Here is a 20159-nt window from a genome sequence, read left to right as displayed (position 1 = left end):
AGACCGTCGAATACGCGTCGCCCTGATCATTCCCACGATGGACCGCGGCGGCGCTGAAAAGCAACTGTGCTTACTGGCATCCGGTCTGGATCGTGATGCTTTTGATGTGCATGTGTTTTTGCTGACACGCGGTGGTCCACGATTGGCCGATCTGCAGTACGCGGGGATCCCCGTGACACTGATCGGCAAACGATTCAAAGCGGACCCGACGGCTCTTTGGCGACTGAAAAAGACGCTGCAAGAATTTCGGCCCGACGTGGCCCACACATGGATCTTTGCCGCCAACAGCTTCGGTCGCGCCGCGGCCATCCTGGCCGGCGTCCCGTCGGTGGTGGCCAGCGAACGTTGCGTCGATCCGTGGAAAGGTTGGCGTCACTTGGCGATCGATCGCGCGCTTGCCAAGCGATCGGATGCGATCACCACCAACAGCCAAGGCGTCGTGGATTTTTACGCTGGCCACGGCATCGATGCGAACAAGTTTGTCGTCATTCCCAACGGCATCCCGCCTCGCCACGTCGACGACATCGACCGCGACGAAGCATTGAATCGACTGGGCATCGATCCCAACCGCCGCATCATTTTGGCCGTCGGACGTCTGTGGCCGCAAAAGCGTTACCGTGATTTGATCTGGGCCGCCGAACTGGTCGCCACCGTCCGCGAAGACACCACGCTGGTGATCATCGGTGACGGTCCGCAACGTGGGGAATTGTTACGGCATCGCGACGCCGTCACGCGCCCCGATCGCGTCTGGTTTGCCGGTCAACGCGACGACGTCGCCCAGTTGCTGCCGCACGCCGATGTGTTTTGGATTGCCAGCGAATACGAAGGCCAAAGCAACGCGGTGATCGAAGCGATGCAAGCGGGCGTACCCGTGGTGGCATCCAACATCCCGGGCAACGTCGACTTGGTGGTGCACGGTGAAACCGGTTGGCTGGTCAAGCTGGGCGACACCGCCGACTTTGCACGACAAACACTGGCCTTGCTGGACGATTCCCAGGAAGCCGAACGTTTGGGCGCCGCCGGCCGGCAACGGATTGAACAGGAATTTACGGTTGAATCGATGGTCCGGCGTCACGCTGATTTGTACCGCCGACTGTGCGTCGGGAAAGCCGGTCCGCCGGAACACACCTAGCCATGGCAAGGCGATCGCGAAAAAGCGTCGTCCGCAAAGTTTCACTCAATCGCCCAAAGCCCAGACGACACTGATAAACAGTTCGGCTTGTAACAATCGGGGCAGGATCGGGCCCCTGATTTTTCGTCTCCGTGCCCACTTTGGCTCAAAAGACGATTGAGAAAGGCCGGCGAACGGATAGCTTGGTTAGCGGTCGCCAGGGGGTCAAAGGACGCGGCGGCCGGGCGTAATACCAGTGACCAGACCGGTCAACGCCCCGACGAGTATTCCGTCCCGATGCTGCCAAGAAAGCCGAATCGGGATCCAGACCTGGGCCATTGCACTGATGGATATGAGCGAAACCAGCCGATCGAGCCTCGACGAAGTCGATCTGCTTATGGACAACGCCCGATTGCGTGACGAGCTTGAGCCGTACCGCGACGATTCGATCGACGACCCGACGACTCGGCGGATGCCGCTGGTCAAGGAAAACGAGTACTTGGCGTCGATGCTGGCATGGGAACGAGCCCCCGCAATGCCGATCGCCCAGTGGTTTCACCCGCCATTGGAATTGCCACCGGCCGAATCGCTGGACGATGACCGCCTGTCGCAAAAATTGACCGAAACGATCCGACGTCTTTATTCACAACACATCGTTCTTCGATACACCGACCACCTTAGTGACCGTGATCTTTATCGCGTTATTCGCCACGACATTCTTCCGTGCTGCGAGAAGAAGGTCGACCTGCCCGGCAAATATCTAGAGTGGCGGTGTATCGAAGACAACGAAACATGGCTGCGGTTCTATGCGACCGCGGTCGAACGTCGCCGGTTCCAAGAAGAACACGATTCAGACCTGCCCAGCGCCGAAACCCCGCGTTATCGCCGCGATCTGCCCGGCACCTGACGCCCGGCACCTGACGCCCGGCACCTGACGCCCGGCACCTGACGCCTCGGCCCTGACGCCTGGGCCCTGAACCCGAACCTGAGAACGAGATCTCCAGGTCAACCTTCCGCCAGACGTGTCGCGCCGACACACGCCGGCGAAACGGATCGCCCCGCAACCACCGCCGATTGCGGCTCCGAATTTCCTTCGCCCTCCCTCCGAAAGGGTCGAGCCACAGCGAGGAGGAAGCGCGTCGTTTCACCTTCGGGGACCTCACGAAAACCGAAAAAAAGCGGCCCAAGACGATCTGGCGTTGATGTTTCGCCCCATCCCGGTATACTCTGCCGCTTCAATTTAGAACCTTTCTAAAAGACGCCCGAGGCCACACGATGAAAGTTGTCAGCAGCATCGGCGCCCTGAAATACCGCCACCCGGATTGCCAGGTGGTCAAGCGACGCGGGCGCATCTACGTGATTTGCAAAAGCAATCCGAAATTCAAAGTCCGCCAAGGCGGCGCAAAGATCAAGAAGGCTCGCCGCTAACACGGCTTGACCTGACGCAAAAAGAACACAACGTGGCCGCGCGACTGGATCGCTGCGGCCCGTTTTTTATGCGCCCCACGCGACGGCATCTTGCCGCCGCGACGCGTCGCCTAGCGGCTCGCGGCCTCGGTCGCCGTCAACGTCTTCGCTTCACCGGACGACACAAAGTCTCGGCCCAGGTCATAGATGACGACCTTCTCCGCCGCCCGGTTTGCCGCCGGATACTGGCGACGTGCGACGGGAATCGCCACCTCCGCCGCGTTGTCGTCCGGCTTGTAACGCTCGTGCAGAATGCGATGCCGGTCGGCCAGTTCGGTCTGTCCCGTCGCCGCATAGATCTCCGCCAAGTTGGCATGGGCGGTGACGTTTTCCGCGTCGATGTCGATTACCTGATGGAAATGCCCTTCGGCCTGGGCGTACCACTTCTGGGCCTGATCTTCGTCGCCCATGATTTCCGATCGCTGAGCCAAATCGATCAGCGCCAGTCCCAATTCATTGCGAACCACGTAGTCTTTGGAAAAATCGAATCCGCGGCTGGGCACCCGAGTGTTCAAGACGCTTTCCAGACTTTCCGCCGCCTGTTCCAGGTTGCCTTGTTGCCGATTCACCATCCCGCTTAACCAAGCGTGCGTCCAAGCCGGCGGCGGCGGATCCATCGTCGCCGCAACCGCCAGGGATTCGGTCGCCCCGGTCAAATCGCCTTCGGTGAATTGCACGCGTGCCAAATTCAGTGGACCGTCGTACCGGCCCATTCGCTGCACGGCCGCGAAAGCTTCAGCCGCCTGTTTCAATTCGGCTTTGCCCTTCAGCAACAATCCGATGCCGTAATCGTTGAACCGCTGCCACGTGGGAATGAACTGCTTCGACGCGACCGCCGTTCCGTCGCCGCCGGCGATCGCCAACGTGATTTCATCACGAGCGATTTCGATGATGGGCAAATCATTCGGATCACCCACCTGGCCCAAATCCAGAGGATCGCGATCCGGGTCACGGTCGGCACGGATGTAATCCAGATACTCCGTATCAAACTTGCGGTACAGCAACCGCGCCGAGATCCGAAGGGTATCGCCGACGTCTTCCGGTACATCCAACCGATAATGAATCGTTTGACCGGCACCGGGCGGAATTTGATGGTTGTACAGCGGTGTGAAGATGTCTTGCGCGTTGCGGCGATTGATCCGGTTTCCGTGGCGGTCCAAGATGAAGTTGTTGACGAAATGCGACCACGGGTCGACGACTTCACGTTCATCACGCTGACCGCTGGCCCCGATCAGTTTGTCGCCGTCATGGACCAGAAATTCCACCCAGACTTGGTTGCTGTCGGTCGTTCCTTGGGTGAAGTGATGCCCCAACGTCAGCGTCCGCAAAACGGTTTCGATCAAGTATGTCTGACCGGGCTCCAATTCGGGCAACTCGGGTCCCAAAGGCGCGACCAATTCGGCGTCGATCGATTCGCCACGTCGGATGCCGAACAAGTCGACACGCAGTGATCCCTTCAAAATCTTTTCGTGCGCTGCGATTCCATCCGCATCACCGAACCAGTGGCTAAGCGCACTGTTGGCGCTGGGAAAATGGTGATTATGAACGGCCAACGTTTCCAATTCTTCGGAATACCTTGCCCCAAAACCATCACTGGCCATCGGCGGCATGTGGCATCCGTTGCAATTCGTTTGGGCGACCTCCGGGTAGTAAAAACTGCGCGCCCCGTGGCCCGAAACACCGCTTAACAGATAGCTGTCATAGTGATTTTGGCCCCGCAAAAATTCCTTGTACTGTGTCAGTTCACCCGGCAGGAACACCTTGTGGCAGGTTCCACAGAACTGATCGGTCTTGTGAAAGGGCTTCAGCATTTCGCGTTTATGGAACGCCGGCTTGGCCTGCACCATCAACTCGTTCAACGATTGCAGCCATTCGTTGTCGCTGTACGTGAACGGGTAATGCTTGGGCTCGTCGATCGTGTAATCTGCGTTGCCCCGATCACTGTCGATCGATTGGATCGCATGGCATGACACACACGTGATCCCCGCATGCGCGGTCGGGTTAGCGACGTCGTCGTAATCCGGGTTATCAAATTCGCCGGCGAAGAACGGGACCGGATCATGACAACCGGCACAGAAACGGGCCGCTTTGACAGTCCCGCTGTGGTCGCTGGCGACTTGACGGGTTTCGCGAACGCTGGCGCGATAGGCCGGATTGTTGAAACTGCTCAACTTGTGAGCGCTGTGCAGCCAACTGTCATAGATGTCTTCGTGGCACCGCAAACAGTAGTCATCGTTCATCAATGTCTGTGCCGCGATGAAATTTCCCGTCGCGGTCTTGGCCAACGAGGGCAAGAAATACGCGCGGCCCTCTTCCGGTCCCGAATCATCACTGATCGTTGCGTCGGACGCTTGAAAGCCGACCATCACGGCAACGAATCCGGCGATCACCAGCGCGACCCGTCGGCCGACATGCCACTTGATCCGCGGACCAACCAGACGGTGCAGCCAATACAGCCAAATCGCCACCAGCGGCGCGACCAAGTGCATCCAATACACCAACCGCCGGGCCGATGGATCAACGATCCGGAATCCTCCCAGTCGCGTCAACAAAACGCCGCTGATCAAGATCACGATCGCCACGACCAACAACCCGTAACCGATCCGCACCGCACGCCGGTTGCGCCGATTTCGGGCACGCCACATGTGCGCGAATCCAAAGACCAACGTGGGAACGATCAACAACAATCCCAAACCGATGTGTCCCAAGAACATCAGTTGATAAAAGTGATCCTCCAACACGCGACCGGTGAAATGCTGAATCCATGTCACGCTGGTCAGGTACAGACCGTTGGCGGCCAAAATGCCGAACAACGCCAGAACGATCACCAACATCACCCGCAACCGCGGTGTGATCACTCGTTTTGCCACCGGTTTGCGGGCGACCGGTTGCTGGGTTCCCGAAATGTCAGTCGGCGGCTTTGGCGCGTTGGTCTCGCTCACGGATTTCGATTTTCGTTGGCGGGAATCAAAAAGGGGAAAAGTCGCCGATCAGCTTAAGGACGATGCCAAAATCGCCGGAACGATTGTCGGCGACTGCGTGAGGCGGTATGAGATCGCATCACCTGCGCGGCGGCATCTTGGTCGGCCACCGTCGGGGGATAGGATTTCATATGACGAAACGGCAACGGGTCGGCGGATTGACCGGCCAGCGTGTTCAGGTCGGCGTCCTTATCCCAACCGACACAGTGCAAGACAAAATCACGCACATATCCGTCGGGCACCGGCGTCTCGGGAACCTTAAACGTTAATCGAATTTCATCGCCACCGCTGATCACCACCATCTTATCGTCCCATCGGGCCAGCATGTCCGACACGTCACCGTACCCCGTCAAAGATCCACGCAGCGGCGGCCAACGGGGATCGGCGTCCGCAGTGTGATAGTCATAGGTTTCGGGTTGTTGCAGTGACGCACGGATGCGACGTGAAAAACCGCGATAGCCGACCTCCGCGGTCTCCATCGTCAATTTGTGAACGACCAAAGCATCATCGCCACGACGGCTCGTGAACTTTGCGGCGTCCCAGTAAATCTGGGCCGATGTTCGAATCCGCAATCGAGGATCTTCGGGCACCAACGCGTCGGTCACGTCCACCACAATCGTTTTCGTTTTTCCGCCCGGAAATCCCATTGATGCGATCGCTGGTCGCCAGCCCGGCATTTTGGTTTCCCCCGCATCGCCGTCGGGAACCCAAACTCCGGGGAACTCGATCGGCGGCATTTCATCGTTCTGGTCGATCTGAATGTTCAGCGACGTGTCGGTCGGCAAAATCCACCCGGTCAAAACCATGTACACCGCTTCACCGGCGTCGCGACGCTGCAACGCCGCATCCGGTACCGTCAACTCGATCCAGTGCGGCGGGCACAAACCCTGAACAATGCGACGATCAAAGCCTTGGACGTATCGCCCATCGACATCGGCCAACCGATCCGCGACATCGTTCCCACCGGTGTCCCGGGCCGCAGCAGCCGGTTGCATGTCGGTCTGATCAAACGCATAGATGGTCGGCTGGGCGATCGATGGCGGCCCGACCTTTTCGTTGGTCTCGATCTGGACGCCGGACGGATGATCCACGGCGGTCAAGGCGACGTGATCAAAGTACGCGATTTCCCAAAGCTCTTCGGTCAGACGCAGGTGATACCGACCGTCTTTTTCCGCCACGAAACGTCCGTCCACCTTCAAGTATTCCCAAGGCCGATCCTTGGCGACGACACCGGCGGCCACCTGCAATCCCAACGGTGCCGCCCATAAACAGTCGGTCACGAAAGCAAATGTTTCACCGTCCCACGCATACAGATAGGGACAAGAACCCTTTAGCGTCTGTTCTTCTTCCACCAGCGTATCGACGGCCGGTGAACGGGTCGTCTGGGTCAACCCGTTGGGAAAGATGATCCGAAGCGAATCGGCCTGGTCGATTCCGTCCAAACCGAAGTGCGTCATCGGGCTGGTGATGACTTTGGAACGATAATGCGGCCCGAAACGCAGCTCCAACGTCGACCCGATCGCATAGTGATTGACTCGGCCGCTGGCCGCATTGTTGTCATCAATCCCTTTCATCCGTACTTGCAAGTAGTGGGCATCGTTTTCGGTGGTGTTCATGCCCAACACAATGCCGCGCCGGTCAACGCCGCAACGATCAATCCGTCCGTTGTTGTCAAAGTCGGCGGCATGCCAGACATCGACGACCATGTCATCACCTTGCACCGCCCTGGTCGCCCCAAAACCATCGGACGTCAAATGCGTGCATTTCAGCGAACCGTCCTCGGTCGCGTGCATCAATTCGCCGAAGGAATCATTGTCAAAATCGACCAGCAGGCCCTTGATCATCGGGCCATCGTTCTTGGAAACCGAATCGACGGTCCACATCCCCGCGTCAGCGGTTTGCGACCAAACGATTTGGCCACCCGTTTTGCCGGAAACCACCAAGTCCCACGAAACATTTCCGTCGACGTCATCGACGAAGACGCGCTGGGCATCGGGCATCGCGGGAGCCCCCGACAATACGCGGTACCGAAACTGTAGATGCAGTAAGTTTTCCAGTAAGCCAATGGTACCCGAGCCTTCTTCCACCGCGACGATGTCCAAGTCCAAGTCGCGATCGATGTCGACGATGGCCAAGTCGACCATCGTGCCGGTCGCCGGTGCTTCGACCTCAAAGAAACGCCGTGTCCCACGGTTGATAAACAAACGCAAGCCTTCGTTTCGTGTCGCGACGACCAAATCCAAATCCCCGTCGCCTTCCAGATCACCGGCGACGACTTTGACGACATTTCGAACGTCCTCCAGACCCGTCGCCGCATCCACGGCAAACAACCGCCGATCGTCCGCCGTCGTGTCACGACCGTCCATCCCGAACAATCGAATCCCTTCGTCGCCGTACACAACCAGGGTGGGAACCACGTTGTGACGCAGCCCGACCGAAAAATCGGGCGTCGCCGTGGCGTCCGGATCCGCCGGCGGCAACACCTTGACCTTGTCCGGTGCGGCACGATCCACCATGAACAGGTCCGTCGCAATCATCCCCGTGACTTTGATTCCGGCTGGACCATCGGCGATCCTTTCAAAGTCGCCGCCGTTGCTTTGTCGCCACAGCGTGATTTCGTTCTGATCGGATACGGAAACCAAATCGGGTCGCAGGTCGACGTTCAAATCGACGGGAATCACCAACCGCGTGTCAGTCGAATCATCGATGACGACATGTCGAAACGAAAGAGTCGCATCCAACGCTTGCACCGGAGATTCATTTTCAGCTTCGATGCTCAACTGACGGATCGTTTCAAAGCTGATCCGGTCCAACGGGTGCGGTGATGCTCGTCGCCGGTCAGCCTTCATCAATTCGGACGCGTTGACCAAGTTGAACCAGATGCCAAAGCCGCGATTGGCGGCCTGCCAATCCTGCTGAGCGATGTCATCCAGCATTTGCGCGACCAGTCCATCGATCGACTCGATCGCGCCGCCGGCCCGAGCTTTCATTTCCGGCTGGATGGCTTTCGCCAAGCGTGCCGCATTCTCAATCGCCGGTGCCGCGGCGGGTCGCTGGGCGGCAAGGTTCAACTGGGCCGCTTGAACGGCAACAAACAGGTTGTCCGGATTGGATTCGGCAAGCTGGGTTAACACATCCGCGGCTTTATCCCGCAAATCCGCCGGCAAATCTTCGATGATGCCCATGCGATTGACCAAGTCCCAAATCGTACCGGCCAAAATCACGGTGTCTTTGTCGGGATGTTCCAGAACGAAATCGGCAAGATCATCGAAAACGCGTCGCGTCGCCCCGCGAGCGATCGCCGCGGGAAGCAACGCGGCTTGGCGGACATCCACACGAGCCTTCATCCATCGTGTCAGCACGTTGGCGTCGGGCTGCACCGATCCAAAAGCTTCCACCGCCGCGTTGGCTTCGGCGATACGATCGGGCAGGGCGGTCCGCGCGGCTTGACGCTGGTCGGCCGACAGCGATCGGTTTTCGGTCTGCTCCGCCAGGCGGTCGACAATTAACAGTCGGTTCAATGCCCAGTTCCGCGTGACCGCCACATCATCAGGTCGCATCTTTCGCAAACGCGACCAAGCTTCATCCGCCGCGTCACCGTCCAGATCCTCTGTGGCGGCCAAGGCGACTCGGACCGTTTGCAACGCACTCTTGTCGTCCGCCGCCGGTGTTGATGAATCTTCGCCCGTGCGATTGGCGGCCCACCGAAGCCCCGCGACAATGGCCAAGACGACGACCGCTAAAAATGTGAAGGGCACGAACCGACGCTGCGATTGGTTGGACTTCATTCCACCTGACTTCCCGACGCAAACCCTCCCGAGACGGTGCGATCTGCGATATGTTTTCTGCCATGAACGAACGACAATTTACCGTAGCAAAGTTTATCGACGACACCGGGTCCGTTCGAATCGGCCGGATCGATGGGAACCAGTTGTTCCCGTTGACGCCCACCGATTCGGTGAAGCGTTTGATCGACATCATCGCGGCAGACGATCCGCTCGGCACGGCTTCGTCTTTGGCAACCGAATCGCCCGTCGCGATCGAATCAGTGGATCAGTGGTTGCCACCGATCGACGACCAAGAAGTTTGGGCGGCCGGCGTGACTTACAAACGCAGCCAGACGGCGCGAATGGAAGAATCCGCAGCCGCCGCATCGTGCTATGACCGTGTGTATGAAGCCGATCGTCCGGAACTATTTTTCAAAGCGACCCCGCGACGTGTCAGTGGTCACGGCCAAGCGGTTCGCATCCGAAAAGACGCCACCTGGAACGTTCCCGAACCGGAAGTCACCCTGGTCATCAGTCCGGCGATGAAGATCGTCGGTCTGACGGTGGGTAACGACATGAGTTCACGAGACATCGAGGGTGAAAACCCGCTGTATCTGCCTCAGGCAAAGTGTTACGACCAGTCCGCGTCGCTGGGGCCTTGGATCACTTTGTACGACCGATTGCCGCCGCCGGCACAGATTCAAGTCGACTTAAAGATCCACCGTGACGGCCAGATCGTTTTCGACCAACAAACCGCCGCCGACCAAATGGCACGCGGATTCGAAGACCTGGTCGGCTGGCTCGGCCGCGACAACTCCTTTGACGATGGTGCGTTCCTAATGACCGGGACCGGCATCGTCCCGACCAGCGACTTTACGCTTCATCCCGGTGACCGAATCGACATTTCGATTTCCGGCATCGGCACGCTTTCCAACACGGTCGTCCAGGGCTAGCCCACACGAGCGACGATCGTCCTTTCTTTGCCCACCCGCATACGAATATCCCCATCCACCGCTATGTCCACCGCTGCACCTGCCGTCGCACAAATTTTGATCAACGGAACTTGGAAAGACGCCGACACCCAATCGACCTTCCAAGCAACCGATCCGAACCAAAATCAACCACTCGATGCAACGTTTCCCGTCAGCAGTTGGTCCGATTGTGATGCGGCCCTGGACGCGGCGGCCGATGCGGCGAGTCAAATGCGTCAACTGCCGGCGTCGAAGATCGCCGAGTTTCTTCGCGCGTACGCCGACGAAATCGAATCAGCAAAAGATGATTTGGTGAACGCCGCCTTTGCCGAAACCGGACTGGCGAAATCGCCTCGCTTGGCCGACGTCGAACTGCCTCGCACCACCAACCAACTACGGCTTGCCGCCGACGCTTGTGAAAGTGGTGACTGGGCCATGGCGACGATCGATACGGCCACGGGCATCCGCAGTTGCTTTGAACCAATCGGTCCGGTCGCGGTGTTCGGTCCGAACAATTTCCCGTTTGCTTTCGGCAGCGTTTCCGGTGGCGATTTTGCCGCCGCCATCGCCGCAGGTAATCCGGTTATCGGCAAAGCCAACAGTTCGCATCCCGAAACCACGCGTCTGTTCGCCGTCGCTGCCGCCAAAGCGATCCAGAAAACGGGCATGCCCGCCGCCACGGTGCAATTGATCTATCGCACCAGCCACGCCGACGGCGAACGCTTGGTCGCCGACCCACGTTTGGCCGCCACCGGCTACACCGGCAGCCGTTCGGCCGGATTGAAATTGAAAGCGGCCGCCGACGCCGCGGGCAAACCAATCTATTTGGAACTGTCCAGCGTCAATCCGGTGGTCATCACCCCCAATGCGTTGGCCGAACGCGGGGATGCGATCGTTGATGAATTTGTCACCAGCGTGTTGATGGGAACCGGCCAGTTTTGCACCAATCCCGGCATGGTGATGCTGGTCCGCGGCGAACCCAGCGACCAGTTCATCGATGCGGTACGACAAAAGTTTGAATCCACCGCCGCGGGAACATTGTTGTCACCCGCGGTCGCCAAAAGCCTGTCGTCCAGCGTCCAGACTTTGGTCGACTATGGCGCCAAATTGATCACCGGTGGCGGCGACGTCGAATCGGATCGTTGCGCGATGGCCAACACATTGATGACGGTCGACGGCAAATCATTCCTGGGAAATCCCGATGGCTTTCAAACCGAAGCGTTCGGCAACGCTTCGCTGATGGTCGTTTGCGACGACTTGGAACAACTGTGCCAAGCCATTGGTCATTTGGAAGGCAACCTGACCGGCTGCGTTTATTCGGCGACCGACGGCGGCGATGAAGACGTGTACCAGAAAATCGAATTCGAATTGAAACCCAAAGTCGGCCGCTTGCTGAACGACAAAATGCCCACCGGTGTTGCCGTCAGCCCCGCAATGAACCACGGGGGCCCCTATCCGTCGACCGGTCACCCTGGATTCACCGCCGTCGGAATCCCGGCGTCGATGATCCGTTTCGGTAAACTGACTTCGTTCGACAACATTCGCGCCGAACGATTGCCCGCATTGCTGGCGAACGCCAACCCGACCGGCAAGACATGGCGCCGCATCGATGGCACTTGGTCCACCGGCGACGTCGGCTGATCCGGTGAATCGCCGCGGGCCTGGTCATCGTCCCGCCGGCAAGTCATTGGGGCGAGCCGTTTTCGCGGCCACATCGGCAATGCGATTGGGCTAAACTGCGTTTCCTTCGATCGCTTTTCCAGCCACGCCTGCCTAAACGCCCCGCCAATCCGGATGATGACCTTTGCTTCCCGCGCACCGATGTGCGCCGCCGCTGCGCTATTGTCGACCCTTTGCTTCGCGTCGGTTCACGCCGCTGATGCCCAAGACGACGGCAAACCCGACATCTTGATGATCGCCGGATCGCGCAGCCACGGCTATGGTGCCCACGAGCACTATGCGGGGCTAAAGATTCTGGAAGAAGCCATCGTCGCGTCGACCGATCGTGTCAACGTTCGTGTCGTTCGGGGTTGGCCAGAAGACAAAGCGTTGGTGGACGACGCCGAATCGATCGTCATCTACTGCGACGGAGGTGGCCGCCATTTGGCCCTTGCGCACCGCGATGCATTGGCCGAAAAGATGGCGGCGGGATGCGGTTTCGTGTGTCTGCATTACGCCGTGGAAGTTCCGCCGTCGGCCCAAGACGATTGGCTGGCGTGGCTGGGCGGTAATTTCGAATTGAATTACAGCGTCAATCCACACTGGCACGCCGATTTCGCGGACCTGCCCGATCACCCCGTCACCGCCGGCGTGAAACCATTCGGCAATGAAGACGAATGGTATTTCCACCTACGTTTCACCGATCACCCTGGGCTGCAACCGATCCTGTCGGCGGTGGCGCCGCCGGAAACGATGCGTCGCAAAGATGGTGCCCACAGCGGAAATCCGCACGTTCGCAAGAGCGTCGCCCGTGGCGATTCACAAACGGTCGCTTGGGCATTCGATCGTCCCGACGGCGGACGTTCATTTGGTTTCACCGGTGGACATTTCCATTGGAACTGGGGACATGCTCCGGTGCGTCGCTTGGTTACCAACGCGATCCGCTGGACGGCCGGTGAATCCCTGAACGCTGATGGATCACAATTGCAATCGGTCAAGTTTGACGACTTGCTGGAGAACCAGGACTACGATCCGCCAAAGAACTTCAACAAGGATGACGTGTTCGAAAAATTCGAACTTCAAAACATCTCATCGGTCACCCCGAAGCACGCCGTCACTGGTGCCAGCACGCTGGTCCGAACCGAAGACCCGCGTCACCCCGAAAACGCCATCGCGGGGATCGATGTCGCACCGGGGCTCCAGGCAACCCTGGTCGCGTCCGAACCCGCCCTACGCAGCCTGACCAATCTGGACATCGACGACCGTGGTCGCATCTGGGTTTGCGACGTCATGAATTATCGCCGACGCCAGGGTGCACGCCCCGAGGGCGACCGCATCCTGATTTTGGAAGACACCGACGGGGATGGCGTCGCCGATGATGTCAAAACGTTTTACCAGGGTCGTGATATTGATTCGGCGATGGGCATTTGCGTGCTGGGGAATGAAATCATCGTCTCGGCTTCGCCGTCGATTCTGAAATTCACCGACACCGATGGCGACGACGTGCCGGACAAGAAAGAAGTCATCTATACCGACGTCGGCCAGCCTCAACACGACCATTCGGCGCACTCGTTTCTATTCGGTGACGATGGCAAGCTGTACTGGAACTTTGGCAACACCGGCATGCAGGTGAAAGACGCCAAGGGGCAAACGGTCGTCGACATTCATGGGCGTCCCGTGGTGGACAACGGCCAGCCGTTTTATGGCGGAATGCCGTTTCGCACCGATTTAAACGGGTCAAACTTCGAAGTCTTGGCACACAACTTTCGCAACAACTGGGAAACGACCGTTGACTCGTTCGGCACGCTTTGGCAAAGCGACAACGATGACGACGGCAACCGTGGGACGCGCATCAATTTTGTGATGCAACACGGCAACTATGGCTATCGCGACGAATTGACTGGTGCCTCTTGGAAAGCCCAGCGGATCACGATGGACGATGAAATCCCGCTTCGGCATTGGCACTTGAACGATCCGGGCGTGGTTCCCAACGTTTTGCAAACCGGTGCGGGTTCGCCCAGCGGAATTTGTATGTACGAAGGCCAGTTGTTGCCCAAACGGTTTTGGAATCAAGTCATTCACTGTGATCCCGGCCCCAACGTCGTTCGCGCGTATCCGATGAAATCCGATGGGGCTGGGTACACCGCCGATATCGATCCGATCCTGACGGGAACTCGCGATCAATGGTTCCGTCCGGCGGATGTTTGCGTGGCGCCCGACGGATCGTTGTTTGTCACCGACTGGTACGACCCCGGTGTTGGTGGACATCGCCAAGAAGACAGCGATCGCGGCCGCTTGTTCCGCGTCGCACCACCGGGATCGAAGTACCAGATACCGACGTTTGACTATTCCACGGTGGACGGTGCCATCGCCGCGATGAAGAATCCGGCCCGTTCGGTCCGCTTCAAGGCTTGGCAAGCGTTGCACGCGATGGGGACCGATGCCGAAGCCGCTTTGCTGGATGTGTATCGTCACGATCCCAATCCGCGGTACCGTGCTCGCGCACTTTGGTTGTTGGGAAAAACCCATGGTCGTGGCCCACACTATGTGGACGAAGCATCCAAGGATGCCGACCCCAACATCCGCATCGTTGCAATCCGACTGGCCCAGCAACTGGGGATGTCGACCGCCCAAACACTCGGTCGGCTTGCAGAAGACCCCGATCCGCAAGTCCGACGTGAACTTGCGGTATCGTTGCGTTTCGATGACACCGATGCGATGCCCGGCGTTTTTGCAACCTTGGCCGCAGGGTATGACGGTCAAGATCGCTGGATGCTGGAAGCCTTGGGCATCGCCAGCGATTTGCGAGCCCCCGATTGTTTCGCCGCGTGGATGCAACACGTCGATGGACACTGGGATTCCCCCTCGGGGCGCGAACTGGTCTGGCGCCTGCGGGCCCCCGAATCGGCCGATCTGATTGTCGACCTTTTGTCAAAGGCGGATCTGTCTGAATCGGACGAGCGACGGTACTTTCGCGCGTTGGAATATCACGCCGATGATGTCCGCGCCGCGTCGCTGTCACGTCTGGTCAACCATCTGATCGACAGTGATTTGGACAGCACTATCGCGGACCGTCGTATCGTTCGTTCGGTACAGCGCATCAGCGACTACGACACGGCACACGCATCACCGAACATCGCCGCGGCCATCGATCGACATGTCCAATCCCAACGTGGCACGGCCAACTACCTGACGCTGATCAAGCGTTTCCAACCTCAGAAACTGGAATCCGCCTTTGAATCGTTGATGCTTTCCGATGGCAACTCTTCTGCCGCCGTTGAAGCCCTTTCGACCGTGTTGCAAGAACAATCCGGCGTCGACCGCATCAATCGTTGGATGCGTGACGCGGATACCGAGAAGGCGAAACGAACAATTCAGCTGGTCGGCATGCTGGGAAATCCGCGTGCGATGGCGATGCTGTCGTCATTGGTCGCCAACGCCAACCAACCCTTCGCGACTCGCTCGGCTGCGATCGCATCCATGGCGGGCAACAACATCGGCCAAAAGAAACTGTTGGAATTGGCGACAGGTGGAAAACTGCCCGCCGACACTCGCTTGCTGGTCGGTGGACGCTTGGCATCCGTTTCCAATGCAGACATTCGCAGCCAAGCGGCCAAGATCTTGCCGCTGCCCCAACAGGCCGATCATGAACCGCTGGCTCCGCTGGACCAACTGGCCAAGATGAACGGCGACGTCGAACAGGGACGCAAACTATTTCGGGGCGTAGCGACGTGCAGCAATTGTCACCTGGTTGACGGTTTCGGCAAAACCGTGGGCCCGGACCTTTCGGAAATCGGCAGCAAGCTGTCCCGCGAAGCCATGTTTACATCCATCTTGGATCCCAGCGCGGGCATCAGCCACAACTATGAAAACTATGTCGCGCTTCTGGATTCCGGCCAAATCATCACCGGCGTGATGGTCAGCGAAACCGACGATTCGGTCACGCTGCGAACCGCCGAAGCAATCGATCGCGAAATTGATAAGGACGAACTGGAAGAAATCGTCAAAAGCGAAAAATCCATCATGCCGGAAAATCTGCACCACACGACCGACCAACAGGGATTGGTCGACTTGGTGGAATATCTGATGACGCTGACCAAAAAAGAATAGCCACGGTGTCCTCCGCCCCGGATAGGTTCGGCGATTTTGAATCCTTATCGATGATGTCGACTTTGCCGTCTGCGCCGGACCTTGCCGGCGTCTTCGGTTGACAACACCTGTTCAAGGTGAGCACCTCCCCCACTCGACGCCGATGGGAACGTCACCCCACGACGTGCCCACGGTTCCTTCCCCCATGGAGAGTCGAGTTCTATGCCCACCCTATTGATGATCAACTTGAAAGGCGGCGTCGGCAAGACTGCGTCGACCGTCGCAATCGCCGAAACGTTCGCAGAAGTCGGTTATAAGACGCTGGTGATTGACGCCGACCACCAAAGCATGGCCGGCGAATTGTTGCTGGGTCAAAGCCGGATGCTCAGCTGCGAAAAGGCTCACCGGACGTTGCATGATGTTTTTCTTGCGATGTCGGATGTTGATTTTGACGTGCATTCGGTCGCGAACTACATCATCCCCAGCTCGTCCAGTGTTGCAGCGTCACGCCCCAATCTATTTGTACTGCCGTGTTCGTTTCGCATTGATGATTTTTACAGCAACGTGTTTCGATCCAAGCGGTGCTGCCGCACGTTCGTGACCGAGCGTGAATTGGGTCATCATTTGAAGAAGCAGATGCCCAAGGTCAAAAAGATTTTGGAAAGCATTTTTGATCTGATCATTGTCGATTGCCCGCCCAGCATCGCGATGCAAGTCAAGATGTTCCTGCGCATCGCCGACGGTTGCATCATCCCCAGCATTCCTGACCAGCTTTCGGTTCGTGGTTCCTTCAACTTGGTCCAGCGCCTGAAACGTCACAAGACGAATTGCCTGGGCACCCTTTGGACGCTGTATCGTCAACAAACCGTCCTGCATCGCGAAATGGTCTTGGAACCATTCGAAGGATTGCCTGAACCCTTTGGAAGCATCATCCCGAATGCCAGCCAGCTTGCCGGTGCGGTTGATCCACGGTTGGTCGACCAACCAGTGGCAAGCTGTGAAACCAAGTACGGAAAAGAATTCTCGCTGCGTTACGCACAGCTGTGCAACGAGATTCTGCAGCGGATGAAGAAGGCCAACATTCCGGTCCCGCAATTGGCCCAAGCAGCCTGACCAGCAGCTTGCAAAACCGGAACGTCGCTGGGCCAATCATTCCCACGAAAAATTGCAGACGTGCCATGCGTGATGAATCCATTCACAATGCGACCCAGCCAGACTGTTAGAATGTCGCATTTCCGAATTCTCACCATGGCACCGTCTTATGTCCCAAAATCGAATTCGTTCCAGGATCGTCTGCATTGTGTTGGGCATTGCAATGCAGGTGATCCTGGATGGCCCCACACCGTCGACCGCCGCTGACAAAACCACGGACATCGACCCCACGTCGGATCGACCGAATTTGATTTTTGTTTTGGCCGATGATTTGGGCTACGGCGATCTTGGATGCTATGGTCGCAAAGACATCCGAACCCCTCGGCTTGACCAGATGGCCGCCGATGGGGTTCGATTCACCGCCCACTACGCCAACGGTGCGGAATGCTCGCCAACCCGCGCGGCATTCTTGACCGGTCGCTATCAACAATGGATCGGCGGACTGGAATGCGCCATCGGCACGGGAAATGTCGGCCGCTATGACGACGCCATTCGTCTGCGCGAAACCCATGATCTGGGACTTCCCGTTTCAGTCCCCACCTTGCCGGCCCAATTGAAATCCGCCGGATACGAAACGGCGATTTTCGGAAAATGGCATCTGGGTTATGAACCAAAGTTCGCGCCCCACCTGCACGGCTTTGACCACACGTATTATTGCATCGGTGGTGAAATGGACTATTTCCATTACACCGACAACGTGGCCGGATACAACCTTTTTCGTGATGGCAAACCGATCCGTGACGAGGGATATTTCACAGACTTAATCACCGACGAAGCGGTCAAGTTCATCAATGGCAAACACGAACGTCCCTATTTTTTGTATCTGCCGTACACCTGCCCGCATTCACCATTCCAAGGTCCGGATGACCGACGAACGCACCCTCTGCCCTTGGATTCGCCGCTATGGAAACAGGGCAGCGCACCGCCCGATGTTTATCGTGCGATGATCCAGCGGATGGACCAACAAATCGGTCGTGTCCTCGATACCGTCAACGCAAATACGCTGGTCATCTTTGCCAGCGACAATGGCGGCACCAAGAGCGCCAGAAACGATCCGTATCGGGGGATTAAGGGCAGCACGTTTGAAGGCGGCATCCGCGTTCCGGCGATCGCGTATTGGCCCGGCAAGATTGCTGCGGGCACGGTTTGCGACGTTCCGACGCTGACGTTTGATTGGACACGCACGCTTGCCGATCTCGCGAACGCCAGCTTTCCCGGACCTCACCGACTCGAAGGCGTCAATGTCTTGGACATCCTCGACGGCGAACATCCCGATCGCGTTTTGTACTGGCGGAAACCACGCGGCGAATCGATTTGGAAAGGCGTTCGTGATGGCGACTGGAAATACGTCGTTGATCGCCGTGGCGAACGCGAAAAGGTCTATTTGTTTAACTTGGCCGTCGACGAATCGGAAAGCCACAACTTGATCGAACAGTATCCCGACACGGCAAAACGACTGCGTGCGATGTACGATTCCTGGGAATCCACCACGCGTCGCGATCGCCGTGGGCGCCCCCAATGGACCAGTCCGTCCGACTGAAACCGACCCGCGGGGAATTCTTGTGCGGGTGTTCGCTCGCGTGGGATTGCTAGCGCAGGATATCAGTGCAGCCCGTAGCGGTTCATCTTGTAGTGAAGCGTTCGCACGCTGACCCCAAGCGACTTTGCCGTTCTTTCGCGATGAAAATCATTTGCCGAAAGCGCGGATTGGATCGCCGATTTCTCAGCCGCCTCGGTCACTTCGGCCAACGTGGCCTCTTGGGATGGTCCCGATGTCGACGATCCTTGCAGATCCGACGGCAGATGACGAGTTTCGATCGTGTCATCGCCGACGGTCACAACCAATCGTTCGATCACATTACGCAGCTGCCGAACATTGCCCGGCCAACTGGATCCGACCAGTTGCGTCATTGCCGCATCGTGAATCGTTTTGGCGGGACGATGATGGCGGATGCAAAAGTGTTCCAGGAAGTGGTCGACCAACAAGGGAATGTCCTCACGACGCTGACGTAGCGGCGGGACTTCGATCGGAACAATGTTCAGACGATAAAACAAGTCTTCACGAAATTCGCCATCATCGACCATCTGTTGAATATCACGATTGGTTGCTGAAAGGATCCGAGCATCCGATTCCAACACTTCTTCGCCACCGACGCGTACAAAGTGTCCGGTTTCCAGAACACGCAACAAATCGACTTGGCTTTTCGACGGGATCTCGGTGATTTCATCTAGGAACAACGTGCCACCGTTGGCCTGTTCGAAACACCCGGGTTTCTGACGCGACGCGCCTGTGAAGGATCCCTGTTCATGCCCGAACAATTCGCTTTCCAATAATGTCTCTGGCAAAGCCCCCAAGTTGACGGCAATGAATCGTCCGCCGGCCCGGTTGCTAAGATCGTGAACGGCCCGAGCGATCAACTCCTTACCGGTGCCGCTTTCACCACGAATCAAGACGGTTGCATCGGTGTCGGCCACCTGCCGAATCTGTGTCAGCACGTCTTGCAGAGCTCGACAGTTTCCTACGATCCCCGACACCTCACCCGCCTCGGCCAATCGGTCGCGCAATTCCCGGTTCTCGGATTGCAACCGGTGGTGTTCGCGTGCCTTGGCGATCTGTTGGCGGATCAGGTTCAGATCGACCGGCTTGGTAATGAAATCGAATGCCCCACGCCGCATCGCATCGACCGCAGTTTCCACCGTTCCATGGGCGGTGATCACGATGGCCGTCGTGCCAGGCTTTCGTTGCTGGACCAACGAGATCAGTTCCAGCCCGTCACGATCGCCCGGCAGTCGGATATCGGCAATGACCAGTTGGAAATCGCCGGCATCGAACTTATCCAGCGCCTCGTTGACCGTCCCCGCGGTTTCGATATGGGTGGCTTCCTTTTCCAATCCTCGCGCCAAGCCCGATCGGATGTTCGGTTCGTCGTCGACAATCAATACCTGAAACTCCTCGTCCATG

The 20159-nt window shown here is 58.0% G+C and carries 11 protein-coding genes; 8 read left to right on the top strand and 3 right to left on the bottom strand.

The features are described 5' to 3' along the window. Positions 1–10 precede the first annotated feature (10 nt). The 3 genes from HFP54_RS15260 (at position 11) to ykgO (ending at position 2539) form a co-directional block, all read left to right on the top strand. Positions 11–1132 carry a glycosyltransferase family 4 protein gene (locus HFP54_RS15260; protein WP_168565973.1) on the top strand — a complete coding sequence of 374 codons (1122 nt, stop codon included), beginning with the start codon at positions 11–13 and terminating at the stop codon, positions 1130–1132. Positions 1133–1508: 376 nt separating this feature from the next. Continuing rightward, positions 1509–2018, top strand: a complete 510-nt coding sequence (locus HFP54_RS15255) for a hypothetical protein (RefSeq protein WP_235951850.1) — start codon at positions 1509–1511, stop codon at positions 2016–2018. Positions 2019–2386: 368 nt separating this feature from the next. Next, positions 2387–2539, top strand: coding sequence for a type B 50S ribosomal protein L36 (ykgO, locus tag HFP54_RS15250; RefSeq protein WP_145299243.1), 153 nt, complete (start codon positions 2387–2389; stop codon positions 2537–2539). Between the two features lie 110 nt (positions 2540–2649). Here the strand turns inward: ykgO and HFP54_RS15245 are convergent, their stop codons facing one another. Then, positions 2650–5520 (bottom strand): multiheme c-type cytochrome, encoded by a 2871-nt coding sequence (locus HFP54_RS15245; RefSeq protein WP_315853905.1) that lies wholly within the window; start codon positions 5518–5520, stop codon positions 2650–2652. 53 nt (positions 5521–5573) lie between these two features. Beyond that, positions 5574–9347: an FG-GAP-like repeat-containing protein gene (locus HFP54_RS15240; RefSeq protein WP_168565781.1), complete on the bottom strand. Its 3774-nt coding sequence runs from the start codon at positions 9345–9347 to the stop codon at positions 5574–5576. A 62-nt stretch (positions 9348–9409) separates the two neighbouring features. Here HFP54_RS15240 and HFP54_RS15235 point away from each other — a divergent pair, with 62 nt between their 5' ends. The 5 genes from HFP54_RS15235 (at position 9410) to HFP54_RS15215 (ending at position 18737) form a co-directional block, all read left to right on the top strand. Beyond that, positions 9410–10279, top strand: a complete 870-nt coding sequence (locus tag HFP54_RS15235) for a fumarylacetoacetate hydrolase family protein (RefSeq protein ID WP_168565780.1) — start codon at positions 9410–9412, stop codon at positions 10277–10279. 63 nt (positions 10280–10342) lie between these two features. After that, entirely contained in the window at positions 10343–11938 is a 1596-nt protein-coding gene (locus HFP54_RS15230) for an aldehyde dehydrogenase (NADP(+)) (RefSeq protein ID WP_168565779.1), read from the top strand. A 153-nt stretch (positions 11939–12091) separates the two neighbouring features. Continuing rightward, complete coding sequence (locus HFP54_RS15225) at positions 12092–16066, top strand: PVC-type heme-binding CxxCH protein (protein WP_168565778.1); 3975 nt, start codon at positions 12092–12094, stop codon at positions 16064–16066. 201 nt (positions 16067–16267) lie between these two features. Beyond that, positions 16268–17158, top strand: coding sequence for a ParA family protein (locus HFP54_RS15220; RefSeq protein ID WP_168565777.1), 891 nt, complete (start codon positions 16268–16270; stop codon positions 17156–17158). A 148-nt stretch (positions 17159–17306) separates the two neighbouring features. Continuing rightward, on the top strand, positions 17307–18737 hold the full coding sequence (locus tag HFP54_RS15215) for a sulfatase-like hydrolase/transferase (protein WP_235951849.1): 1431 nt from the start codon (positions 17307–17309) through the stop codon (positions 18735–18737). Positions 18738–18799: 62 nt separating this feature from the next. Here the strand turns inward: HFP54_RS15215 and HFP54_RS15210 are convergent, their stop codons facing one another. After that, entirely contained in the window at positions 18800–20158 is a 1359-nt protein-coding gene (locus tag HFP54_RS15210; protein ID WP_168565970.1) for a sigma-54-dependent transcriptional regulator, read from the bottom strand. Between the last annotated feature and the right edge of the window lies 1 nt (position 20159).

This window comes from Crateriforma spongiae (genome assembly GCF_012290005.1).
Lineage (GTDB): Bacteria > Planctomycetota > Planctomycetia > Pirellulales > Pirellulaceae > Crateriforma > Crateriforma spongiae.
Note: the sequence above shows the minus strand (reverse complement) of the source record. Positions and strands in the feature narration are given on the sequence as shown.

Coding starts and splice junctions, on each gene's coding strand:
- HFP54_RS15255 (WP_235951850.1), top strand. CDS start 1,509: ATGGACAACGCCCGATTGCGTGACGAGCTTGAGCCGTACCGCGACGAT.
- ykgO (WP_145299243.1), top strand. CDS start 2,387: ATGAAAGTTGTCAGCAGCATCGGCGCCCTGAAATACCGCCACCCGGAT.
- HFP54_RS15240 (WP_168565781.1), bottom strand. CDS start 9,347: ATGAAGTCCAACCAATCGCAGCGTCGGTTCGTGCCCTTCACATTTTTA.
- HFP54_RS15235 (WP_168565780.1), top strand. CDS start 9,410: ATGAACGAACGACAATTTACCGTAGCAAAGTTTATCGACGACACCGGG.
- HFP54_RS15230 (WP_168565779.1), top strand. CDS start 10,343: ATGTCCACCGCTGCACCTGCCGTCGCACAAATTTTGATCAACGGAACT.
- HFP54_RS15225 (WP_168565778.1), top strand. CDS start 12,092: ATGATGACCTTTGCTTCCCGCGCACCGATGTGCGCCGCCGCTGCGCTA.
- HFP54_RS15220 (WP_168565777.1), top strand. CDS start 16,268: ATGCCCACCCTATTGATGATCAACTTGAAAGGCGGCGTCGGCAAGACT.
- HFP54_RS15215 (WP_235951849.1), top strand. CDS start 17,307: ATGTCCCAAAATCGAATTCGTTCCAGGATCGTCTGCATTGTGTTGGGC.
- HFP54_RS15210 (WP_168565970.1), bottom strand. CDS start 20,158: ATGGACGAGGAGTTTCAGGTATTGATTGTCGACGACGAACCGAACATC.